The 16,939-nt window shown below is 72.5% G+C and carries 15 protein-coding genes; 9 read left to right on the top strand and 6 right to left on the bottom strand.

The genetic code is table 11. The features are described from left to right. Positions 1-71: 71 nt before the first annotated feature. Both SAVERM_RS10940 and SAVERM_RS10935 read right to left on the bottom strand, forming a co-directional pair. Positions 72-554 carry a DUF456 domain-containing protein gene (locus SAVERM_RS10940; RefSeq protein ID WP_010983522.1) on the bottom strand — a complete coding sequence of 161 codons (483 nt, stop codon included), beginning with the start codon at positions 552-554 and terminating at the stop codon, positions 72-74. 36 nt (positions 555-590) lie between these two features. After that, the gene (locus SAVERM_RS10935) at positions 591-1,574 is read right to left on the bottom strand and encodes a helix-turn-helix transcriptional regulator (RefSeq protein WP_010983521.1); all 984 of its coding nucleotides are present in this window, start codon (positions 1,572-1,574) and stop codon (positions 591-593) included. A 554-nt stretch (positions 1,575-2,128) separates the two neighbouring features. Here SAVERM_RS10935 and SAVERM_RS38850 point away from each other — a divergent pair. The 5 genes from SAVERM_RS38850 (at position 2,129) to SAVERM_RS10910 (ending at position 8,630) form a co-directional block, all read left to right on the top strand. Then, positions 2,129-4,153, top strand: coding sequence for a protein phosphatase 2C domain-containing protein (locus SAVERM_RS38850; protein ID WP_010983520.1), 2,025 nt, complete (start codon positions 2,129-2,131; stop codon positions 4,151-4,153). Between the two features lie 54 nt (positions 4,154-4,207). Then, positions 4,208-5,950: a pyruvate dehydrogenase gene (locus SAVERM_RS10925; RefSeq protein WP_010983519.1), complete on the top strand. Its 1,743-nt coding sequence runs from the start codon at positions 4,208-4,210 to the stop codon at positions 5,948-5,950. A gap of 463 nt (positions 5,951-6,413) precedes the next feature. Beyond that, positions 6,414-7,034, top strand: a complete 621-nt coding sequence (locus SAVERM_RS10920) for a hypothetical protein (RefSeq protein ID WP_037647269.1) — start codon at positions 6,414-6,416, stop codon at positions 7,032-7,034. Positions 7,035-7,102: 68 nt separating this feature from the next. Then, positions 7,103-7,594, top strand: coding sequence for a hypothetical protein (locus SAVERM_RS10915; RefSeq protein ID WP_010983517.1), 492 nt, complete (start codon positions 7,103-7,105; stop codon positions 7,592-7,594). A gap of 553 nt (positions 7,595-8,147) precedes the next feature. Further along, positions 8,148-8,630 carry an ATP-binding protein gene (locus tag SAVERM_RS10910; protein ID WP_202497354.1) on the top strand — a complete coding sequence of 161 codons (483 nt, stop codon included), beginning with the start codon at positions 8,148-8,150 and terminating at the stop codon, positions 8,628-8,630. A gap of 66 nt (positions 8,631-8,696) precedes the next feature. Here the strand turns inward: SAVERM_RS10910 and SAVERM_RS10905 are convergent, their stop codons facing one another. Further along, positions 8,697-9,749 carry a DUF2637 domain-containing protein gene (locus tag SAVERM_RS10905; RefSeq protein WP_010983515.1) on the bottom strand — a complete coding sequence of 351 codons (1,053 nt, stop codon included), beginning with the start codon at positions 9,747-9,749 and terminating at the stop codon, positions 8,697-8,699. 322 nt (positions 9,750-10,071) lie between these two features. After that, positions 10,072-10,899 carry a (2Fe-2S)-binding protein gene (locus SAVERM_RS10900; RefSeq protein WP_010983514.1) on the bottom strand — a complete coding sequence of 276 codons (828 nt, stop codon included), beginning with the start codon at positions 10,897-10,899 and terminating at the stop codon, positions 10,072-10,074. A gap of 213 nt (positions 10,900-11,112) precedes the next feature. Between SAVERM_RS10900 and SAVERM_RS10895 the strand changes: the two genes are divergently transcribed. Together SAVERM_RS10895 and SAVERM_RS10890 are read left to right on the top strand one after the other, a co-directional pair. After that, positions 11,113-11,973, top strand: coding sequence for a GntR family transcriptional regulator (locus SAVERM_RS10895; protein ID WP_037647447.1), 861 nt, complete (start codon positions 11,113-11,115; stop codon positions 11,971-11,973). Between the two features lie 139 nt (positions 11,974-12,112). Beyond that, positions 12,113-12,388 (top strand): hypothetical protein, encoded by a 276-nt coding sequence (locus tag SAVERM_RS10890; protein WP_037647271.1) that lies wholly within the window; start codon positions 12,113-12,115, stop codon positions 12,386-12,388. A gap of 74 nt (positions 12,389-12,462) precedes the next feature. On the opposite strand, the gene SAVERM_RS10885 is transcribed toward SAVERM_RS10890, so the two are convergent. Then, complete coding sequence (locus SAVERM_RS10885) at positions 12,463-13,236, bottom strand: hypothetical protein (RefSeq protein ID WP_010983511.1); 774 nt, start codon at positions 13,234-13,236, stop codon at positions 12,463-12,465. A 152-nt stretch (positions 13,237-13,388) separates the two neighbouring features. Then, entirely contained in the window at positions 13,389-15,062 is a 1,674-nt protein-coding gene (locus tag SAVERM_RS10880) for a helix-turn-helix domain-containing protein (protein WP_010983510.1), read from the bottom strand. 387 nt (positions 15,063-15,449) lie between these two features. Here SAVERM_RS10880 and SAVERM_RS10875 point away from each other — a divergent pair, with 387 nt between their 5' ends. Both SAVERM_RS10875 and SAVERM_RS10870 read left to right on the top strand, forming a co-directional pair. Next, complete coding sequence (locus SAVERM_RS10875; RefSeq protein ID WP_010983509.1) at positions 15,450-16,349, top strand: FAD binding domain-containing protein; 900 nt, start codon at positions 15,450-15,452, stop codon at positions 16,347-16,349. Then, positions 16,349-16,939, top strand: a complete 591-nt coding sequence (locus SAVERM_RS10870; RefSeq protein WP_010983508.1) for a (2Fe-2S)-binding protein — start codon at positions 16,349-16,351, stop codon at positions 16,937-16,939. Before SAVERM_RS10875 ends, SAVERM_RS10870 begins: the two co-directional genes overlap by 1 nt.

The raw sequence follows: 16,939 nt of genomic DNA, 5'->3' as shown, positions 1-16,939 counted from the left end.
GCCGACGCTCCGGACTCTGCTCCAGAGACCGCACTCAGCTCCAAGACCGCACTCTGCTCCAGAGACCGCACTCAGCCCCAGAGCACCGCGCCCAGCCACGCGCCCGCGACCAGCAGGCAGGCGAACAGCTCCGTCAGCACGCTGGAGCCGCCCGAACGCATCGCGGTCCGCGTCGCCGCCACGGCCTCCTGGTGCCGGCCGAGCCGTAGCCGTTCGGAGAGGTAGATGCCGCCCATGAAGCCGGGTATCGCGCCGATCACCGGCAGCAGAACGAAACCGAGCAGCGCGCCGATCCCCGCGAACGCCCCCATGCGGGGAGTGGCGCCGCTCTCCCGCAGCCGACGTGGCGGCAGGGACCAGCGGATCGCCCGGGACAGCAGCAGAACCAGCGTGGCACCCACGAGAACGCCCCAGGCGAGGGGCTGGGGGTCCTTCAGCGTCCACCAAAGGACCGCGGCCCAGACGAGCCACGACCCCGGCACCCCGGGCACCAGCACTCCGGCCAGGCCGAGCAGCAGCACCACGCCGACCGGCAGGAGTTTCCACGCTCCCATCTGCCCAGCCTGCCGGACCCCACGGGAAACCGCAGGTCAGTCGCGCGCCACCCAGCCCTTCTCGTACGCGTGCCACCCCAGCTGGAGCCGTGTCGTCACGCCGGTCAGCTCCATCAGCCGCTTCACCCGGCGCTGCACCGTCCGCAGGCCCAGATCCAGCTGTTTGGCGACGCTCGCGTCGGTCAGCCCGGCGAGCAGCAGCGACAGGACCTCCAGATCGGTGCTGTCGGGGCCGTCGGCCTCCTGTTCGTCGACCGCGCCACCGGCGCTCAACCGCAGCGGCAGCGCCCCCCGCCACACCGACTCGAACAAGCCGGACAGCAGCTCCAGCAGGCCGCTCGCGTGCACCACCAGCGCGGCCGGTTCCGCGGCGTGCGAGGTGAGCGGCACCATCGCCAGCGTCCGGTCGGCGATCACCAGCTTGGTCGGCACCTTGTCCACGACCCGCACCTGTTCGTCCCGGCCCAGTGCGGCCGACAGTTCGACGATCCCGGTCGGCTGGTCGAGGACCTCCCGCTCGAGCACCACGCGGTAGGCCACGCCACGGTCGGCGGCCTGCTTCTCCGCGTCGTTCTCCATTCCGGAGACGGCGACCGGGGTGCCGGTGACCAGCGCGCACACCTCGTCGCCGGCGCCGAGCTGGAGCTGCAGAAAGCGCTGCGACACCGCCGCCGCCCCGATCACCACCTCGACCAGGTCGTGCACGGCCGGCTCGGTGGCCTGCGCCCGGTACTCCTCGGCGAGCAGCGCGGCCGCCAGCTCCGCCTTCTCCAGCTCGTGCCGCTGCTGGGTGAGCAGCGCGCCGAGGGCGACCCCCGGCGGCGCGGCCACCCAGCGGCCGGGGCGGGCCGACGACTGGGCCGCCAGACCGTGCCGTTCCAGCCGGCGCAGGGCGCGCTCGGTGTCGTACTCGCCGAGGGTGAGCCGACGCGCGAGATCGGGCACGTCGGCGGCGCCCATGGACACCAGTGCGCGGTACGCCGACTCGTGCGCCCCGTCCAGACCTATCGCTCCCAGCATGCGGCGACGTCCCTCCCCAAGATCCCTCCCCGTGCGAGGCCTCGTTTCCGGCCGCGCCGTGGCGGAAAACGGCCACGGCGCAAACCCGCCTCGGCACATCATCGCTGTACCACCCTTCACTCTGCCAAGGTGGCGCCACCGCGGGATCGATCGCACCCCCGTGCCGGCCCGAACCTGCTTGGCCTGCACGGACACCGGCCCACCGGCCGCCGCGCGGACGGGGAGCGACCTCCCGGAGCGTGGGACGGAGCGTGCGACGGACCGGACCACAGCCGATCCCCAGCAAAGCGGGGCACACTCGGGCCCTGCCAGGCCGACGTCGGCGCCGGTGTGGACGCCGGTGTCGGCCGTCCGGTGCGTGACGCGGTCGTGCAGTACGTGTCGCGGTCGTGCAGTACGTGACTCGGGCCCGGCAATACGCCGGGCCCGGCCCCTCCGGCGCCGCCGGGTGGTTCTCCCGTGGGGGGTGGAACCGCCCGGCGGTCACTTCCGGGTGACGGGCCTCGTACCGTCGTTCGAGATGTCGCCCGACACGCCGTTCGGGAACCAGTTGCGTGGCCGGTTTTTCCGGATGCCCCGTTTTCATACGGCCCGAGCGGTGGACAATTGGCGGCATGAGCCAGCAGGGGGAGAGGTCCACCGGTCACGAGGACGACTGGTGGGGGCAGTTGTACGACGACTCCACGGCGGACACGGGACCGGCGGCCGCCGCCGATTCCCTTGACGACCGCTTCGCCTCGGCGGCCGGGACGGTGGGCCAGCCGGCACCCCGGGACACGGCCGGTGCCCCGCTACCACCGACGGCGCCGCCGTCCGTACCGGAGCAGCGGGCCGGTGGCGGACCCGCTGCCCCGGCGCGGGGAAGCGAATCCCCCGCTGCCCCGGCGCGGGGGAGCGGATCCCCCGGGCGGCACGCCGGCGCCGCGACGCGGGGGACCGGAGCGGCCGACGCCTCAGGGGGAGCAGGGGGAGCTGACGCCTCAGGGGAAGCAGGGGGCGCTGGGGGAGCCGTCGGTTCCGGCGGACGCCACGCCGATCCGCCGCGACGCGACGTCCCGGCCCGCGACCCCGCCCCTTGGGAACCCCCGTCCGCCCGTCCGCCGGGCCCCGCGACCTTCCCGCCCGGACGGCGGCCCCCGGGGCTCCGCCCGGACGCGCCCCCGCCTTCCCCGGCCGGGGAAGGCGGCGTCGAGCCGGTGAATCCCGGCCGTTCGGCCCCGGCCAGGCCGGGCGAGCCGGTCAAGCCGCGTCCTCCAGTACCGCCCTCGCCCATCGGCCCGCCGCAACCGGCCCCGGCCGAGGCCTTGTCCCCCAGCGACGCCCCGCCCCCACCAGTGGAGGCCGAACTGGGCAGGCTCCGCCCGCCGGCGCCGCCCGTCGGCCCGCCGTCCCTGGCCCCCACCGAGGCGCCGGCCCCCACCGACGCGCCACCCCCGCCACCGGAACTCCCCGACCTCCCCCCGCCGTCATTGGCTCGCGCCGCCGCGCCGCCCCCGCCAGTGGAAGCCCCCGGCCTCCCGCCGCTCCCCGACCTCCCCCCGCGCGACCCCACCCTCACCGTCGTCCACGAGCCGCCGCCGGTCGACCACATCGGCTCCGGGCCACCCACCTACGACGCCGAACCCACCGCCCTCCCGGCCGCCGACCCGGACGACCTCGACGACCTGGTCGCGGACACCGTGCTGGACGGCGCCCGTTACGGGTCCTGCACGCTGCGCGCCGTCTCCGCGCGCGGCGACTCGGCGCGCTACCGGGGCGAGCCGCGCCGCGACTCCCTGCTCACCGCCCGCTTCGGCGTGGGCGACCAGGCGCTCCTCCTCGTCGCCATGGCCACCGGAGCGCGGGCCACGCCCGGCGCGCACCGGGCGGCCGCAGAGGCCTGCCACTGGATCGGGCGAGCCGTGGGACGCAGTCATGCCCGGCTCGCCGAGGACATCCGGGCCGCCCGGCGCGGCGACCTGAAGTCGGGCCTGCACCGGCTCACCGACCGCAGCCTCGGCAAGCTGCGCGCCAGCGCCGCGGAGCAGGGCGTCGAGCCCGAGGAGTACTCCGCCACGCTGCGCTGTCTCCTGCTGCCGGCCGACCCCGAATGCCGTACGCGCGTCTTCTTCGGCGTCGGCGCCGGCGGACTGTTCCGGCTGCGGGACGGCGCATGGCAGGACATCGAGCCGCATGTCGCCGACGCGACCGGGGAAGCCGTGGTCGGATTCGGCTCGCTCCCGTCGGAGACCCCCGAGGGCGACCGGCTCACCATGGACCTCGGCATCACGACGCCGCCGAGCCCGTACGAACCGTCCCCCCGGCTCTCGGCTTCGCTCGAGCAGGGAGGCACCCCCGTCGAACCGCCCCGCGACCCCTTCCGCTTCCGCGCCTCCGTAGCCCATCCGGGGGACACGCTCCTGCTGTGCAGCGGCGGCCTCGCCGAGCCCCTGCGCGGGGAGCCGCGACTCGCCGAGCACCTGACCGCACGCTGGTCGAACGGCGGGCCGCCCGGCCTCGCCGCCTTCCTCGCGGACACCCAGGTCCGGGTCAAGGGGTACGCCGACGACCGGACAGCGGCCGCCGTTTGGGAGGCGTGATCGCGGTCGCTGTGGATTGATGGACCCAAGGAGACAGAAGGGGTGCATGGGTCCATGGCCAAACAGAACGTCGCCGAGCAGTTTGTCGACATCCTCGTCCGCGCGGGCGTCAATCGCCTGTACGGGGTGGTGGGTGACAGTCTCAACCCGGTCGTCGACGCCATTCGGCGCAACTCCGCCATCGACTGGATCCACGTCCGGCACGAGGGGACCGCCGCCTTCGCCGCGGGCGCGGAGGCGCAGATCACCGGCAAGCTCGCCGCCTGCGCCGGCTCCTGCGGCCCCGGGAACCTCCACCTCATCAACGGCCTGTACGACGCCCACCGCTCCATGGCGCCGGTCCTCGCCCTCGCCTCGCACATCCCCTCCAGCGAGATCGGCCTCGGATTCTTCCAGGAGACCCATCCCGACCAGCTCTTCCGCGAGTGCAGTCACTACAGCGAGATGATCTCCAACCCGAAGCAGATGCCGAGGCTGCTGCAGTCCGCCATCCAGCACGCGGTGGGTCAGTCCGGCGTCAGCGTCGTCACCCTCCCCGGCGACGTCGCCTCCGAGCCCGCCCCGGACAAGGCCGTCGAGACCGCCCTCGTGACCTCCCGGCCCACGGTCCGGCCCGGCGACACCGAGATCGACAAGCTCGTCGCGTTGATCGACGCGGCCGACAAGGTCACCCTCTTCTGCGGCAGCGGCACGGCGGGTGCGCACGCCGAGGTCATGGAGTTCGCCGAGAAGATCAAGTCCCCGGTCGGGCACGCGCTGCGGGGCAAGGAGTGGATCCAGTACGACAACCCGTACGACGTCGGCATGAGCGGGCTCCTCGGCTACGGTGCCGCCTACGAGGCCACCAACGAGTGCGATCTGCTGATCCTGCTCGGCACCGACTTCCCGTACAACGCCTTCCTCCCCACCGATGTGAAGATCGCACAGGTCGACGTCCGCCCCGAACGCCTCGGCCGGCGCTCGAAGTTGGACCTCGCCGTCTGGGGCGATGTGCGGGAGACCCTGCGCTGTCTGATCCCGCGGGTGAAGCCCAAGGAGAACCGGCGCTTCCTCGACAAGATGCTGAAGAAGCACGCGGACGCGCTCGAAGGTGTCATCAAGGCGTACACGCGGAAGGTCGAGAAGCACGTTCCGATCCACCCCGAGTACGTGGCCTCCGTGCTCGACGAACTGGCCGCCGAGGACGCGGTGTTCACCGTCGACACCGGGATGTGCAATGTCTGGGCGGCCCGCTACATCTCGCCCAACGGACGCCGCCGCGTCATCGGCTCGTTCTCGCACGGCTCCATGGCGAACGCGCTGCCGATGGCGATCGGCGCCCAGTTCACCGACCGGAACCGGCAGGTCGTCTCGATGTCCGGCGACGGTGGATTCGCCATGCTGATGGGCGACTTCCTCACCCTCGTCCAGTACGACCTGCCGGTGAAGGTCGTACTGTTCAACAACTCCTCCTTGAGCATGGTCGAGTTGGAGATGCTGGTGGCCGGGCTGCCCTCGTACGGCACCACGAACAAGAACCCCGACTTCGCGGCCGTCGCCAGAGCGTGTGGGGCGTACGGCGTGCGGGTCGAGAAGCCCAAGCAACTCGCGGGCGCCCTGAAGGACGCCTTCAGGCACAAGGGACCGGCCCTCGTCGACATCGTGACCGACCCCAACGCCCTGTCCATCCCGCCGAAGATCAGCGCGGAGATGGTGACGGGCTTCGCGCTGTCCGCGTCGAAGATGGTCCTGGACGGCGGGGTCGGCCGGATGGTGCAGATGGCCCGCTCCAACCTGCGGAACGTGCCGCGTCCTTAGGCAGCGGAACGTGCCGCGTCCTCCAGCGGCAGTCGCAGCTCTCGGTCCGGGCCTTGACCAGCAGCACCTCGGGGTCCTGCGCGGACACCCGGTAGGGCATGCGCATCGCCGGGATCGTCTTCTCGCTGTCAGCGCCCGCGAGCGAGCGGACGGTCGGGCGGGGGCGTCGCGCCCGATCACCCGCACCCTGAGTGCCTCCAGGACCACGGCCGTGGAGGTCTGCGCCGACGGACCTGCCCCGTCCCGGGACGGCATCCCAGGCACTCCATATATGTGCACGTCAGAAGGGCTGGGACGGTTCCACCCCGGCGGATCCTCCGTCAGCTGTTGCGGATGCCGGACGGGACGGCCGATGCTCTTGGTGTCGTACCGACCGCCGCCGGACCGACCTCCCGACGGCAGCCCGCGAACGGGCCGTCGCGACGGCATCCGACACCCATGCACACAGATACGGGGGACACCCATGACCAAGCGCGTCCGAGTCGCGGCGCTCACCGCACTCACCGCCGCGGGCCTCGTGCTCGGCACGGCGGTCGCCGGCCCGGCCGGCGCGGCGATACGGGGAGGCGGCTCGCCCGCGTTCCTCTCGGCCGCCGAACTGCCGCCGCATCCGACCTCCTCCTGGACGGCGGGCAAGGTCACGGACGGCGTACCGGACGAGCTGCGGCTCTGCCTGGACGCGGCGCTGCCGGGCGACGACTCCCGGTATCGCGCGTACCGGACCGACCTCGACACCAGCGCACGGCAGCTCACCATGGTGCTCGGCGACGAGGCCACGGCCAAGGGCCGCACCGCCAGGCTGAACCAGGACATCCGGTCGTGCGCGACGCGGATCGAGCGGTCCGACCCGGAGACCGACGCCGTGCTGAAGGACTACGGCAGGCTGCCGGTCGAGGAGGGCGCCCATGTGTACGGCCTCCACACCGCCACCTCCTGGGGCGCCGGCGACATCCACCTGTTCTCGGTCGGCCGGGACGGGAGGGCCGTCACGGTCGTCGAGTGGGCGCAGCTGGGCGACTTCACCGACGCGCCGGTGACCGCCTTCAAGAAGACGACGACCACCGCCGTCAACAAGCTCTACTGACCCGGCACAGCAATCCCTGCTGACCCGGCGCAGCACCGAAGCACCAACGAGAAACGGGGACACACGAAATGAACAGCACCACCGCCCGCCGACCCGCCCGCCGCGCCGCCCTGGCCGTCGGACTCGCCGCCGCTCTCGCCCTGCCGCTGGGGCTCACCGCCTCGGCACAGGCGTCCGCCGGCACGGATCAGCCGCGGTCGATCAGCGGCAAGCCGTCGGACTCGGTGACCCGGATCGCCGACTTCTACGGCGCCTACATCGACGCGCAGAGCGACCCTGACAACGGCGGCAAGCTGGTGGACGCGCTCCGGAAGTACTACGTGAGCGCCTCCTACCTCAAGGAGTTGAAGGCGTGGGAGGACAAGAACCACGCGGACGGCGTCCTGCGCGCCCAGAACGTCCCGGTCCGGTGGAAGGTGACCGACAACGGCACCGCGGACCACACGGAAGCCGCCGTCACGCTGACCTGGGGCGACAAGAGGACGACCAAGCTCATCGTCGACATGACCAGGAGCCACAAGATCTTCCACATCGGAACGAAGGGGATCGGCGGCAAGTAGCCGGCAAGTAGTCGGCAGGAGGTCGGCCCCGGCCTGGTCGGCCAGTGTCCGGCAAGTAGTCCGCGAGCAGCCGGCGTTCGGCCGCCCCGCGGCACAGAGCGACCCAGGCCCCGCCCGGTTCAGACCGACGCAACGTCGGCACCGGGCGGGGCCCCTCCCGTGTGCCGTGCGGACGCCTGCCCTCCACGGCCGCGGACGGCTCCGCACATCGTCGGGCGGAGCCCCTCGGCTACGGCCTCGTCGTCAGCCCGAACTCGGCAGTTGGGCCGATCCCGTACGGTCAGTGCGACACCCGGCGACGTAGGCACGACGCCGTGCCCGTCCTCGCGGACGAACCAGCGGCCGAACCGTGCTGCCCAGCGCCGCCCGGTGCCTCCCCCCATCGGCCCGCCTCCACCGGGCGGCCCCGACCCCCGCACGAGCGGAGCGTGTCCGCGCCCGTACGTTCGGTCGTTGACTATTCGACATGACTGGCACGTTCCGGACGGGGCATGGATCCCCGTGAACGTGTTCGAGCAGGAGGGGATTCGACATCCACGTCCGGGCGGGGGTCATGAAGAGGCAGGCGCGAGGGGGCGGTCCCGTGGCAATCGGGGCCTCCTCGGCAAAGACAGTGGAGGAATCGGCCGACAGCACGACGGACCAGCCAGGGGGGACGCAGCTCAGGCGCAGGCTGGCACGGGCGGATCTACGGGCGGTGCCCGAGGCCCGACGGGCCCTGCGGGAGCTGCTCAGGCACTGGGGAAGGCCGGAGAAGTCCGAGATAGCGGAGCTGCTCACGAGCGAGCTCGTCACCAACGCGCTCATCCACACCGACCATGACGCCGTCCTGACGGCCACCGTCTCCCCGCGCGGACTACGCGTGGAGGTGCGGGACTTCGTGGGGCGCAGGCCGATACCGCGGGTACCGAACGCCGACGACGGTACGCACGGCAGAGGGCTGCTCCTGGTGCAGTCCCTCGCGGACGCGTGGGGCGTGCGGGCGCACGGGGTGGGTAAGGCGGTGTGGTTCGAACTGGACGGGGGCGCCGCCTGAACAGGCTGCGCCCCCGTGCCAGTGTGGGCAGTTCACGCCGAACTGCCGCGTGTTCGCAGTCCGGTACTAGCCGAACTGCCGCTCGAGGTCCTTGAGCTTGCGCTCCAGGGAGTCGAGGCGGGGCAGAGCCATGGTGTCGTCCTCCGCGGTGAGGTCGACCGTGATCGGGTCAGCGGAGTTGCGGACGGGCTGAAGCGAGGGGCGGGACGGTACGGGGGGCAGCTGTTCCGTGGATATAGCAGGTTCCGAAGTGACCTGGGCGGGCGCGCGTTCCACGGACGGCGCTTCGAGCTGCCGTCCGCCGCCACCACCACCGCGGCCCGGCAGGCCGCGGTGGCCGCGGCTGAGCGCCTTGAGGTGCGCCCGCTCGACCCGCTCCTGCTCCCGGCGGCGCAGTCGGTTCTGCTCCTTCTGGCGGCGGTCCTCACGGACCTCCTCGACGGCCTCGTCCAGCGTGCGCACGTTCTCCAGGAGCATCAGCGACCAGGCGCTGTACGTCTCACGGGGCGCCCGCAGCCAGCGGACGATGCGGATCTGCGGCAGCGGACGCGGCACCAGGCCCTGCTCACGCAGGGCGGCGCGGCGGGTCTGCTTCAGCGCGCGGTCGAAGAGCACCGCGGCCGACAGCGACATTCCGGAGAAGAACTGCGGGGCTCCCGCGTGGTCGATACCTCGGGGGGCGTGCACCCAGTTGAACCAGGCCGCCGCGGCCGCGAACGTCCACACGAGTATCCGGGAGCCGAGGGCCGCGTCACCGTGGCTGGCCTCGCGCACCGCGAGCACGGAGCAGAACATGGCCGCGCCGTCCAGGCCGAACGGGACCAGATACTGCCAGCCGTCGGTGAGGCCGAGGTTCTGCTCGCCGAAGCCGACCAGACCGTGGAAGGAGAGCGCCGCGGCGACCGCGGCGCAGCAGAACAGCAGTACGTACGAGGCCGTGCCGTAGATGGCCTCCTTGCGCCTGCGGCGCTCCTCGCTGCGCTCCCACGAGTCGTCGGCATTCGTCGAGCTCTCCCCGGACCGCTTGCCACGCGCGAGCACGGCCACCGCCGCCAGCATGCCCAGGAGCAGTACGGCGCCCGGAAGCAACCAGTTCAGCGATATGTCGGTCAATCTCATCTGGGGTCCCTTGCATTGGGATAGGGCGTAACGCCCGCCATAGTGGCCCACTCCCGTTGGCCCTCAGGGGGTTTCGGGGCAAGAGGCCGCCAAGGGAGTGCAAGGGGATGCGCAGGGCGACATTCTGCTCGAACTGCCGCGCGAGGGACGGGAGTTGAGTGCGAATAAGACTACCCGTACGGATGGTTCCGCGGAAAGTTCCCGTGGCAAGTGAGGAAGTTGTGAATTGCCTGTAGTCCGCGCGGGGTCTCGGTCGGCGCCGATCTTACGGGATGACGGGGTGTCCCTTGTCTGAGTGTCCGTCAACTGAGCGCCTCAGCAGTCAACTTGGCGATGCGACCGCCGTGAGTCGCGCGATCCGGTCCGTGTCGCAGGTGCGCGGGCAGGTCAGGCAGGTGTCCTCGGGGCGCAGCGTGTAGAAGAGGCAGCAGCTCGCGCGGTCGCGGGTGGGCAGCGCCTCGCCGTTCGGTCCGGTCAGCTCACGGAACGCGGCCGAGCCGACGTACGGCCGGGTCGCGCCCGGCAGCAGCAGTTCCAGCTCCCGGACGGCGCGCTCCTCCTCGCCGAGCAGGTGGGCGACGTACCAGAGCCCCTCGGCGACCTCGTCGGTCGCCATGCCCCACAGGGCACGCCCGCGCCGCCGCATACGCGGACCGAAGCCCCCGAGGACCGGCTCCAGATGTTCCGTGACCGCCGCCCGTACCTCGGCCCGCAGGGCCTGCTCGTCCGGTACGACGCGGGCGCCGGGCAGTCCGGCCGCCGGATCGTCCGGCAGGCAGGCGAACTCCGTGACCCGTATCGCCATGCGGCCGAGGGTGCGCTGGAACGTGACGTGCTCCACAGGCAGGCGCGGTACCCGGCGCCCCAGGAACCACGGGACGGTGATCAGCAGACAGGCCGGCCAGGCGTACCGGTGCAGTCCGAAGCCGGCCACGACGTCCGGGCGCCCCCGCTGTCCGTAGTCCCTCAGGACCTGCGCCTCGTCCCAGGCCAGGAAGGCGTCGAGGCCGGTCCCGCCCGCCGCGAGCAGGGCGGCGGAGGCCCAGCCGTCGCCCTCGGGGGCCGCTTCCCCGGGGTCGAGCTCCGTGACCGCCAGCCCGGGAAAGGCCTCGGTCAGCCTTGCGTAGGCATCCGCGACGGGCGAGGGCATGCGGGGACCACCGACTTCACGATCGTTGACAGGTAAGGCTTACCTTATCCAAGCTGATCGGGTTTGAACTCCCGCCCGCTGCGCTTATGGTGCTTTACGGGCGGTAACAACCGCCGCAATGATCCCAAGTGGGCCAAGTGCGCCAAGTACTGTCGAGATCAGTCAAGTCCGGAGGAGGAGCCCGTGGAGCAGGCCGGTCCGCGCCCGCGTGACATGCACGGTTCCCCCGGGACCGGAATTCCGGACATGGGCAAGGCGGCCGTTCGGGTGCCGCCGCAGCCACGGGCCGCCGAGGTGGGTCGCGAGCGCGACCGGGAACGCGAGCGAGACCGGGAACGTGACCGCGCCCGCGACCGGGAACGTGACCGGGGCGCCGCCGCGGCCGGTGGCTCGGCGCGCGGTGAGCACACCCACGGCGAGCCGCCCCTGCCCGTCGCCCAGGCCGCGCGGCCCGTCGTCCAGCGGGCCTCCGTCCGCGGCCAGGTCCTCGACGCCCTGCGCACCGCGCTGGTCGCGGGGGAACTGGCGCCGGGCGAGGTGTACTCGGCGCCCGTCCTCGGTGAGCGGTTCGGGGTGTCCGCGACGCCGGTGCGGGAGGCGATGCAGCAGCTCGCGCTCGAGGGTGCCGTCGAGGTCGTACCCAACCGCGGGTTCCGCGTCGTCGTGCGTGGGGCCCGCGAGCTGGCCGAACTCGCCGAGATCCGGGGACTGATCGAGGTCCCGGTGATGCTGCGGCTGGCCCGTACGGTGTCCGCGGGGCAGTGGGCCGAGCTGCGGCCGCTCGCCGAGGCGAGTGTGCGGGCCGCGTCCACCGGCTGTCGCGCGACGTACGCCGAGACCGACCGCGCCTTCCACCGGGCGGTACTCGCGCTCGCCGGCAACGAGCAGCTGGTGCGGATCGCGGACGACCTGCACCGCCGCGCCCAGTGGCCCCTCGTCGGCGGCCCGGTCTCGCGGGGCCGCGCCGACCTGCTCGCCGACGCCGCCGAGCACACGGCACTGCTGGACGCGCTGATCGCGCAGGACCTCGTCGTGGTGCAGTCCCTGGTGCGGGAGCACTTCGCGGGCGGGTAGCCGGTATGTGCCGTTCACCGAGCCGGTGTCACGGTTGCGTCGACGCGCGGTAACGGCCCGCGCCCCGGGGGAACCCGCTCCTCGGCCGCTCATGTGTCCCCGTTCACAAGGCGGCCGAATCCCTCGGGGGTGAGTGACGATGGTTCCCAACCCTGGCCAGCAGATTGCCTGGCAGAACCAGTTGCGAACGAACCAGCAGGTCTTCAGTAACAACGCGGCCCAGTACGACCGCCGGCGCCGCCGGAACCGGGGCCGCCCCGCTTCCGGTCTCGCCGGTGTGCTGAAGCTCCTGCTCCTCGTGGCCGTAGTCGTCCTCCTGGCCGAGAACCCCGGACTCCGCGCCGAACTCTGGACGTTCGCCCAGAACCTGGGCGCCTACGTCCAGGGCCTGTGGGCTGACACCCGGAACGGCTAGGACCGCCAGGACCTGTCCGGCGGATCAGACCGGACAGACCCTGGATCCCGTCACCCGCGGCCGGGACGGCACACCTACGCCGTGGCCGCCGGTGGCGTCAACTGCCGGGCCAGCCAGGTCGGTACGCCCCCCAGGAGCCGGAACAGCCGTCCCGCCTCGGCGCGCAGGCGTGACGCCTCCGGCTCCGTCTCCGCGTCGGCCAGCGACGCCAGTGCCGGGGCCGTACCGACGAGGTAGCCCAACTCCTCGCGGATGCGCAGCGATTCGCCGAAGCCGTGCCGCGCCTCGGCCAGCTCACCGTCGCGCAGGGCGAGTCCGGCCAGATGACGCCAGGTGAAGGACAGCAGCAGCGGGTCGTTGTGGGCCGTGGCGCCCGCGTGGGCCCGGCGGTAGGCGGCGCGGGCGGCCTGCGGGGAGCGTGCCAGGTTCTCGGCGAGCAGCCCCCGCCGGAAGTCCAGCAGCGCCCGGCCGGGAGCGCCGGGCGCGATCAGCGCGGCCGCCCGGCCGAGCGCGGCCCGCGCCTCGTCGGCCCGGTCGCGCACCCCGAGCAGCGTGGCCGCGTACGCGAGCTGCCCGCGCTCACAGGCCGCCGCGCCCCGCTCGTCGTCGCTCCGGGCCTGCGCCTCGGCCGTGCGCAGCGCGTCCTCGGCCTCCTGCCAGCCCTGCTCGGTGTAGAGGCACCGCTCGACGAGCAGCGCGGCCCGCTGGAGCGAGGCGCCCGCGGTGCGCGGTTCGAGCAGCGCGGCCGCGTCGGCCCAGCAGGCGCGCGAGCGCAGCCGCCATACCGCGGTCTGGAGTGGATCGTCCCCTGCAGTCGTTCCGTGACCAGACATGGCGGTATGCGCCACGTTGCCCTCCCCGAGCACGCCATTGAGCTGTTGAGTGGTGGCGGCATCTCAGCACGAATCGCGGGGCCGGGCCAAGAGGGTGGGTGAAGGATTTCACAAAGTCGTGGGACACCGGCGGCACTTGGTGCCACCGGGCCCACAGTGCCGTGACCTCAGCTCATGCGCAATGCCAGGAAGAAGTCCAGCTTGTCCTCGAGGCGCGAGAGGTCGCGACTCGTCAACTGCTCGATGCGTCCCACCCGGTAGCGCAACGTGTTGACGTGCAGGTGGAGACGCGCGGCACAGCGCGTCCACGAACCGTCGCAGTCGAGGAACGCCTCCAGGGTCGGGATCAGCTCGGCGCGGTGGCGGCGGTCGTACTCCCGCAGGGGGTCGAGCAGACGGGCCGTGAAGGCGCGGCGCACGTCGTCCGGGACGAAGGGGAGCAGCAGGACGTGCGAGGCCAGCTCCTGGTGGCCCGCCGCGCAGACCCGGCCGGGGCGGGCGGCGGCCACCCGGCGGGCGTGCCGGGCCTCCTCCAGGGCGCCGCGCAGCCCCTCCGCGGAGTGCACGGCCGCGCTGACCCCGAGCGTGAGCCGCCCGTCGTCGTTCAGGCCCGCGGACAGCGGGTCGCGTACGGCCTCCAGCAGGGTGTCCGCGAGCAGCCCGGCCTCGGAGCCGTCGTGCTCCGAGGAAACCGCCGGAAGGGGGACGAGCGCGACCGCCTCCTCACCCGTATGGGCCACGGCGATGCGATCGGAGTGCTCGGCTCCGGTCGACAGCGGGTCGACGAGGATCTCCTCGAGGAGCGACTGGGCGACCGGGCCGCCCTCGATCTCCCCGCCGTCCCACTCCACCCGGGCCACCACGACCTGCCAGTGCGGCGCCGACCCGAGGCCGGGCAGCAGCACCGGCGCGGCGACCCGCAGCCGGGCCGCGATCTCGGCGGGCGCGGCACCGGTCTGCACCAGCTCGAGCACCTCCTGGGCGAGCCGCCGCCGCACGGTGCGCGCCGCGTCCCGCCGGTCCCGCTCGACCGCGATGAGCTGTGTGACGCCCTGGAGCAGGTCGAGGCGCTCGGCGGGCCAGTCCCCGGCGTCCGCCTCCACGGCGAGCAGCCAGTCGGACAGCACCGTCTCGCGTACGTCCCTGGAGGCGCCGGTGGACCGGCCGCTGCTGTGGACCGGGAAGAGCGAGTACGTCGTCGTGCCTACCAGCACGCGGTGCGGCCCCCGCCGCCCGGTGCGCGCCGCCGCCAGGTGCTCGGCGGCCAGCCGGGCGCACACGTCCGTGGCGGGCAGCGGGCCGCTGAGGTTCGAGCCCGCGATGGGCCGCCCGGTGGGGGAGAGCACCCAGGCGCGCAGGTCCAGGTCGGAGCCGAGCAGGTCCAGGACCACGTCCGGGCCGCCGCCCGCCGGGCCCGAGGTCATCATCCGCCGATGCCGGTCGACCACGGCCGCGAGGTCCCCGGCCCGCTCACCGGAGACCTGCCGTACGACGTGCTCGGTGATCGTCGCGAAGGCCACCGACTCGTTGACGGCGAACAGCGGCAGCCGGTGCCGGGCGCAGGCCAGGACCAGGTCGTCCGGGATGTCGCCCAGCTCCGCCTCACCGGCGGCCAGCGCCGCGACGCCCGCGCCCGCGAGAATGCGCACGAAGGGCTCGGTGTCGGCGGCGTCGTGCCGCCAGGCCAGGCCCGTGAGCACCAGCTCGCCGCCCGACAGGTAGCGGCTGGGGTCCTTGAGGTCCGTGGTCATCACACCGCGTACGGTGCGGTCCAGCTCGCCCTCGCCGCCGAGCAGCCGCAGGCCCAGCGCGTCGGTGTCCAGCAGTGCGCGCAGCCGCATTCTCGTCGCCGCCGTTCTTGTCTCGAAATCTACGATGAACTGAAGGTGAGAACCCGCCAAGCGGATCCCAGGGCTCCGTGGAGTGGGTCCGCGGATGCCGGAGAACGGTGGCCCCGGCCCTCCGGGGCTGTGTCCTGGGCTTTCGAAAGCTGTGCTCACTGTTTCCGGAGGAAGACCAAGAGGTTACTGATGGCCTCCGTTCATACGAATCTACAAGATGACTGCCCTGGCCAGCCAACTCCTTCATGGTTTCGGTGACTGACCCCACCGGAGGACGGAGCGGTGTACTGACTCCCATCCGCGTGAACAGCACATGAACGAGCCCGGGCCGCCGCACACGATCTGGCTCAAACAGAACGACCCACAAAACGAAGAAGAGAGCCGGTCATGGACTTCCTTCGCCCCGCCAGCTGGGAGGAGGCGCTCGCCGCGAAGGCCGAGCACCCCACCGCTGTGCCGATTGCGGGTGGCACCGATGTGATGGTCGAGATCAACTTCGACCACCGCCGGCCCGAGTACCTCCTCGATCTGAACCGCGTCGGCGAGCTGAGCGAGTGGGAGGTCGGCGAGGAGAGTGTGCGCCTTGGGGCCTCCGTCCCGTACACCCAGATCATGGAGAGCCTGCGCGGCGAGCTGCCCGGCCTGGCCCTGGCCTCCCACACCGTGGCCTCCCCGCAGATCCGCAACCGCGGCGGCGTCGGCGGCAATCTCGGCACCGCCTCCCCGGCCGGTGACGCCCACCCGGCCCTGCTCGCGGCGGGCGCCGAGGTCGAGGTCGCGTCCGTACGCGGCACGCGTCTGATCCCGATCGACGACTTCTACACCGGCGTGAAGCGCAACGCGCTGGCCGCCGACGAGCTCATCAGGGCCGTCCACATCAAGAAGGCCGACGGCCCGCAGCAGTACTCGAAGGTCGGCACCCGCAACGCCATGGTGATCGCGGTGTGCGCCTTCGGCCTGGCCCTGCACCCCGAGACCCGCACGGTCCGCACCGGCATCGGATCCGCCGCGCCCACCCCGGTGCGCGCCAAGACCGCCGAGGAGTTCCTGAACGCGGCGCTCGAGGAGGGCGGGTTCTGGGACAACGGAAAGATCATCACCCCCTCGGTCGCCAAGCAGTTCGCGGACCTGTGCTCCGCCGCCTGCAACCCGATCGACGACGTCCGGGGCACGGCGAGCTACCGCCGCCACGCGGTCGGCATCATGGCCCGCCGCACGCTGACCTGGACCTGGGAGACGTACCGCGGCGCTGACGGTCGGACACATCAGAAGGGGAGTGTCGCGTAATGCGCGTCAATTTCACGGTCAACGGCCGCCCGCAGGAAGCCGACGACGTGTGGGAGGGCGAGTCCCTGCTCTACGTCCTGCGCGAGCGCCTCGGCCTGCCGGGCTCCAAGAACGCCTGTGAGCAGGGTGAGTGCGGCTCCTGCACGGTCCGCTTGGACGGCGTGCCGGTGTGTTCGTGTCTGGTCGCGGCGGGCCAGGTCGAGGGCCGCGAGGTCATCACGGTCGAGGGCCTCGCGGACTACGCCGAGCAGCGCTCCTGCGGCACCGGTTCCTGCGGTACGTCGCTTCAGGACGCCCAGCGGTGGGAGTCCCGGCCGGGCGACTCCCGGACCGGCGAGGGCACCGGCGTCTCCCCGCGTGCGGCGCTCTCGCCGATCCAGCAGGCGTTCATCGACGCCGGCGCCGTCCAGTGCGGCTTCTGCACCCCGGGTCTGCTGGTCGCGGCGGACGAGATGCTGGAGCGCAACCCGACGCCGACCGACGCGGACATCCGCGAGGCGCTCTCCGGCAACCTCTGCCGCTGCACCGGTTACGAGAAAATCATGGATGCGGTCCGCCTCGCGGCCGCCCGGCAGTCCGAGGCGGTCTGA

The sequence above is a fragment of the Streptomyces avermitilis MA-4680 = NBRC 14893 genome (assembly GCF_000009765.2).
GTDB lineage: Bacteria > Actinomycetota > Actinomycetes > Streptomycetales > Streptomycetaceae > Streptomyces > Streptomyces avermitilis.
This window is presented reverse-complemented; position numbering and strand designations above follow the sequence as displayed.

Coding starts and splice junctions, on each gene's coding strand:
- SAVERM_RS10915 (WP_010983517.1), top strand. CDS start 7,103: ATGAACAGCACCACCGCCCGCCGACCCGCCCGCCGCGCCGCCCTGGCC.
- SAVERM_RS10920 (WP_037647269.1), top strand. CDS start 6,414: ATGACCAAGCGCGTCCGAGTCGCGGCGCTCACCGCACTCACCGCCGCG.
- SAVERM_RS10890 (WP_037647271.1), top strand. CDS start 12,113: ATGGTTCCCAACCCTGGCCAGCAGATTGCCTGGCAGAACCAGTTGCGA.
- SAVERM_RS10895 (WP_037647447.1), top strand. CDS start 11,113: ATGCACGGTTCCCCCGGGACCGGAATTCCGGACATGGGCAAGGCGGCC.
- SAVERM_RS10905 (WP_010983515.1), bottom strand. CDS start 9,749: ATGAGATTGACCGACATATCGCTGAACTGGTTGCTTCCGGGCGCCGTA.
- SAVERM_RS10880 (WP_010983510.1), bottom strand. CDS start 15,062: ATGCGGCTGCGCGCACTGCTGGACACCGACGCGCTGGGCCTGCGGCTG.
- SAVERM_RS10925 (WP_010983519.1), top strand. CDS start 4,208: ATGGCCAAACAGAACGTCGCCGAGCAGTTTGTCGACATCCTCGTCCGC.
- SAVERM_RS10940 (WP_010983522.1), bottom strand. CDS start 554: ATGGGAGCGTGGAAACTCCTGCCGGTCGGCGTGGTGCTGCTGCTCGGC.
- SAVERM_RS10875 (WP_010983509.1), top strand. CDS start 15,450: ATGGACTTCCTTCGCCCCGCCAGCTGGGAGGAGGCGCTCGCCGCGAAG.
- SAVERM_RS10910 (WP_202497354.1), top strand. CDS start 8,148: ATGAAGAGGCAGGCGCGAGGGGGCGGTCCCGTGGCAATCGGGGCCTCC.
- SAVERM_RS10900 (WP_010983514.1), bottom strand. CDS start 10,899: ATGCCCTCGCCCGTCGCGGATGCCTACGCAAGGCTGACCGAGGCCTTT.
- SAVERM_RS10870 (WP_010983508.1), top strand. CDS start 16,349: ATGCGCGTCAATTTCACGGTCAACGGCCGCCCGCAGGAAGCCGACGAC.
- SAVERM_RS10935 (WP_010983521.1), bottom strand. CDS start 1,574: ATGCTGGGAGCGATAGGTCTGGACGGGGCGCACGAGTCGGCGTACCGC.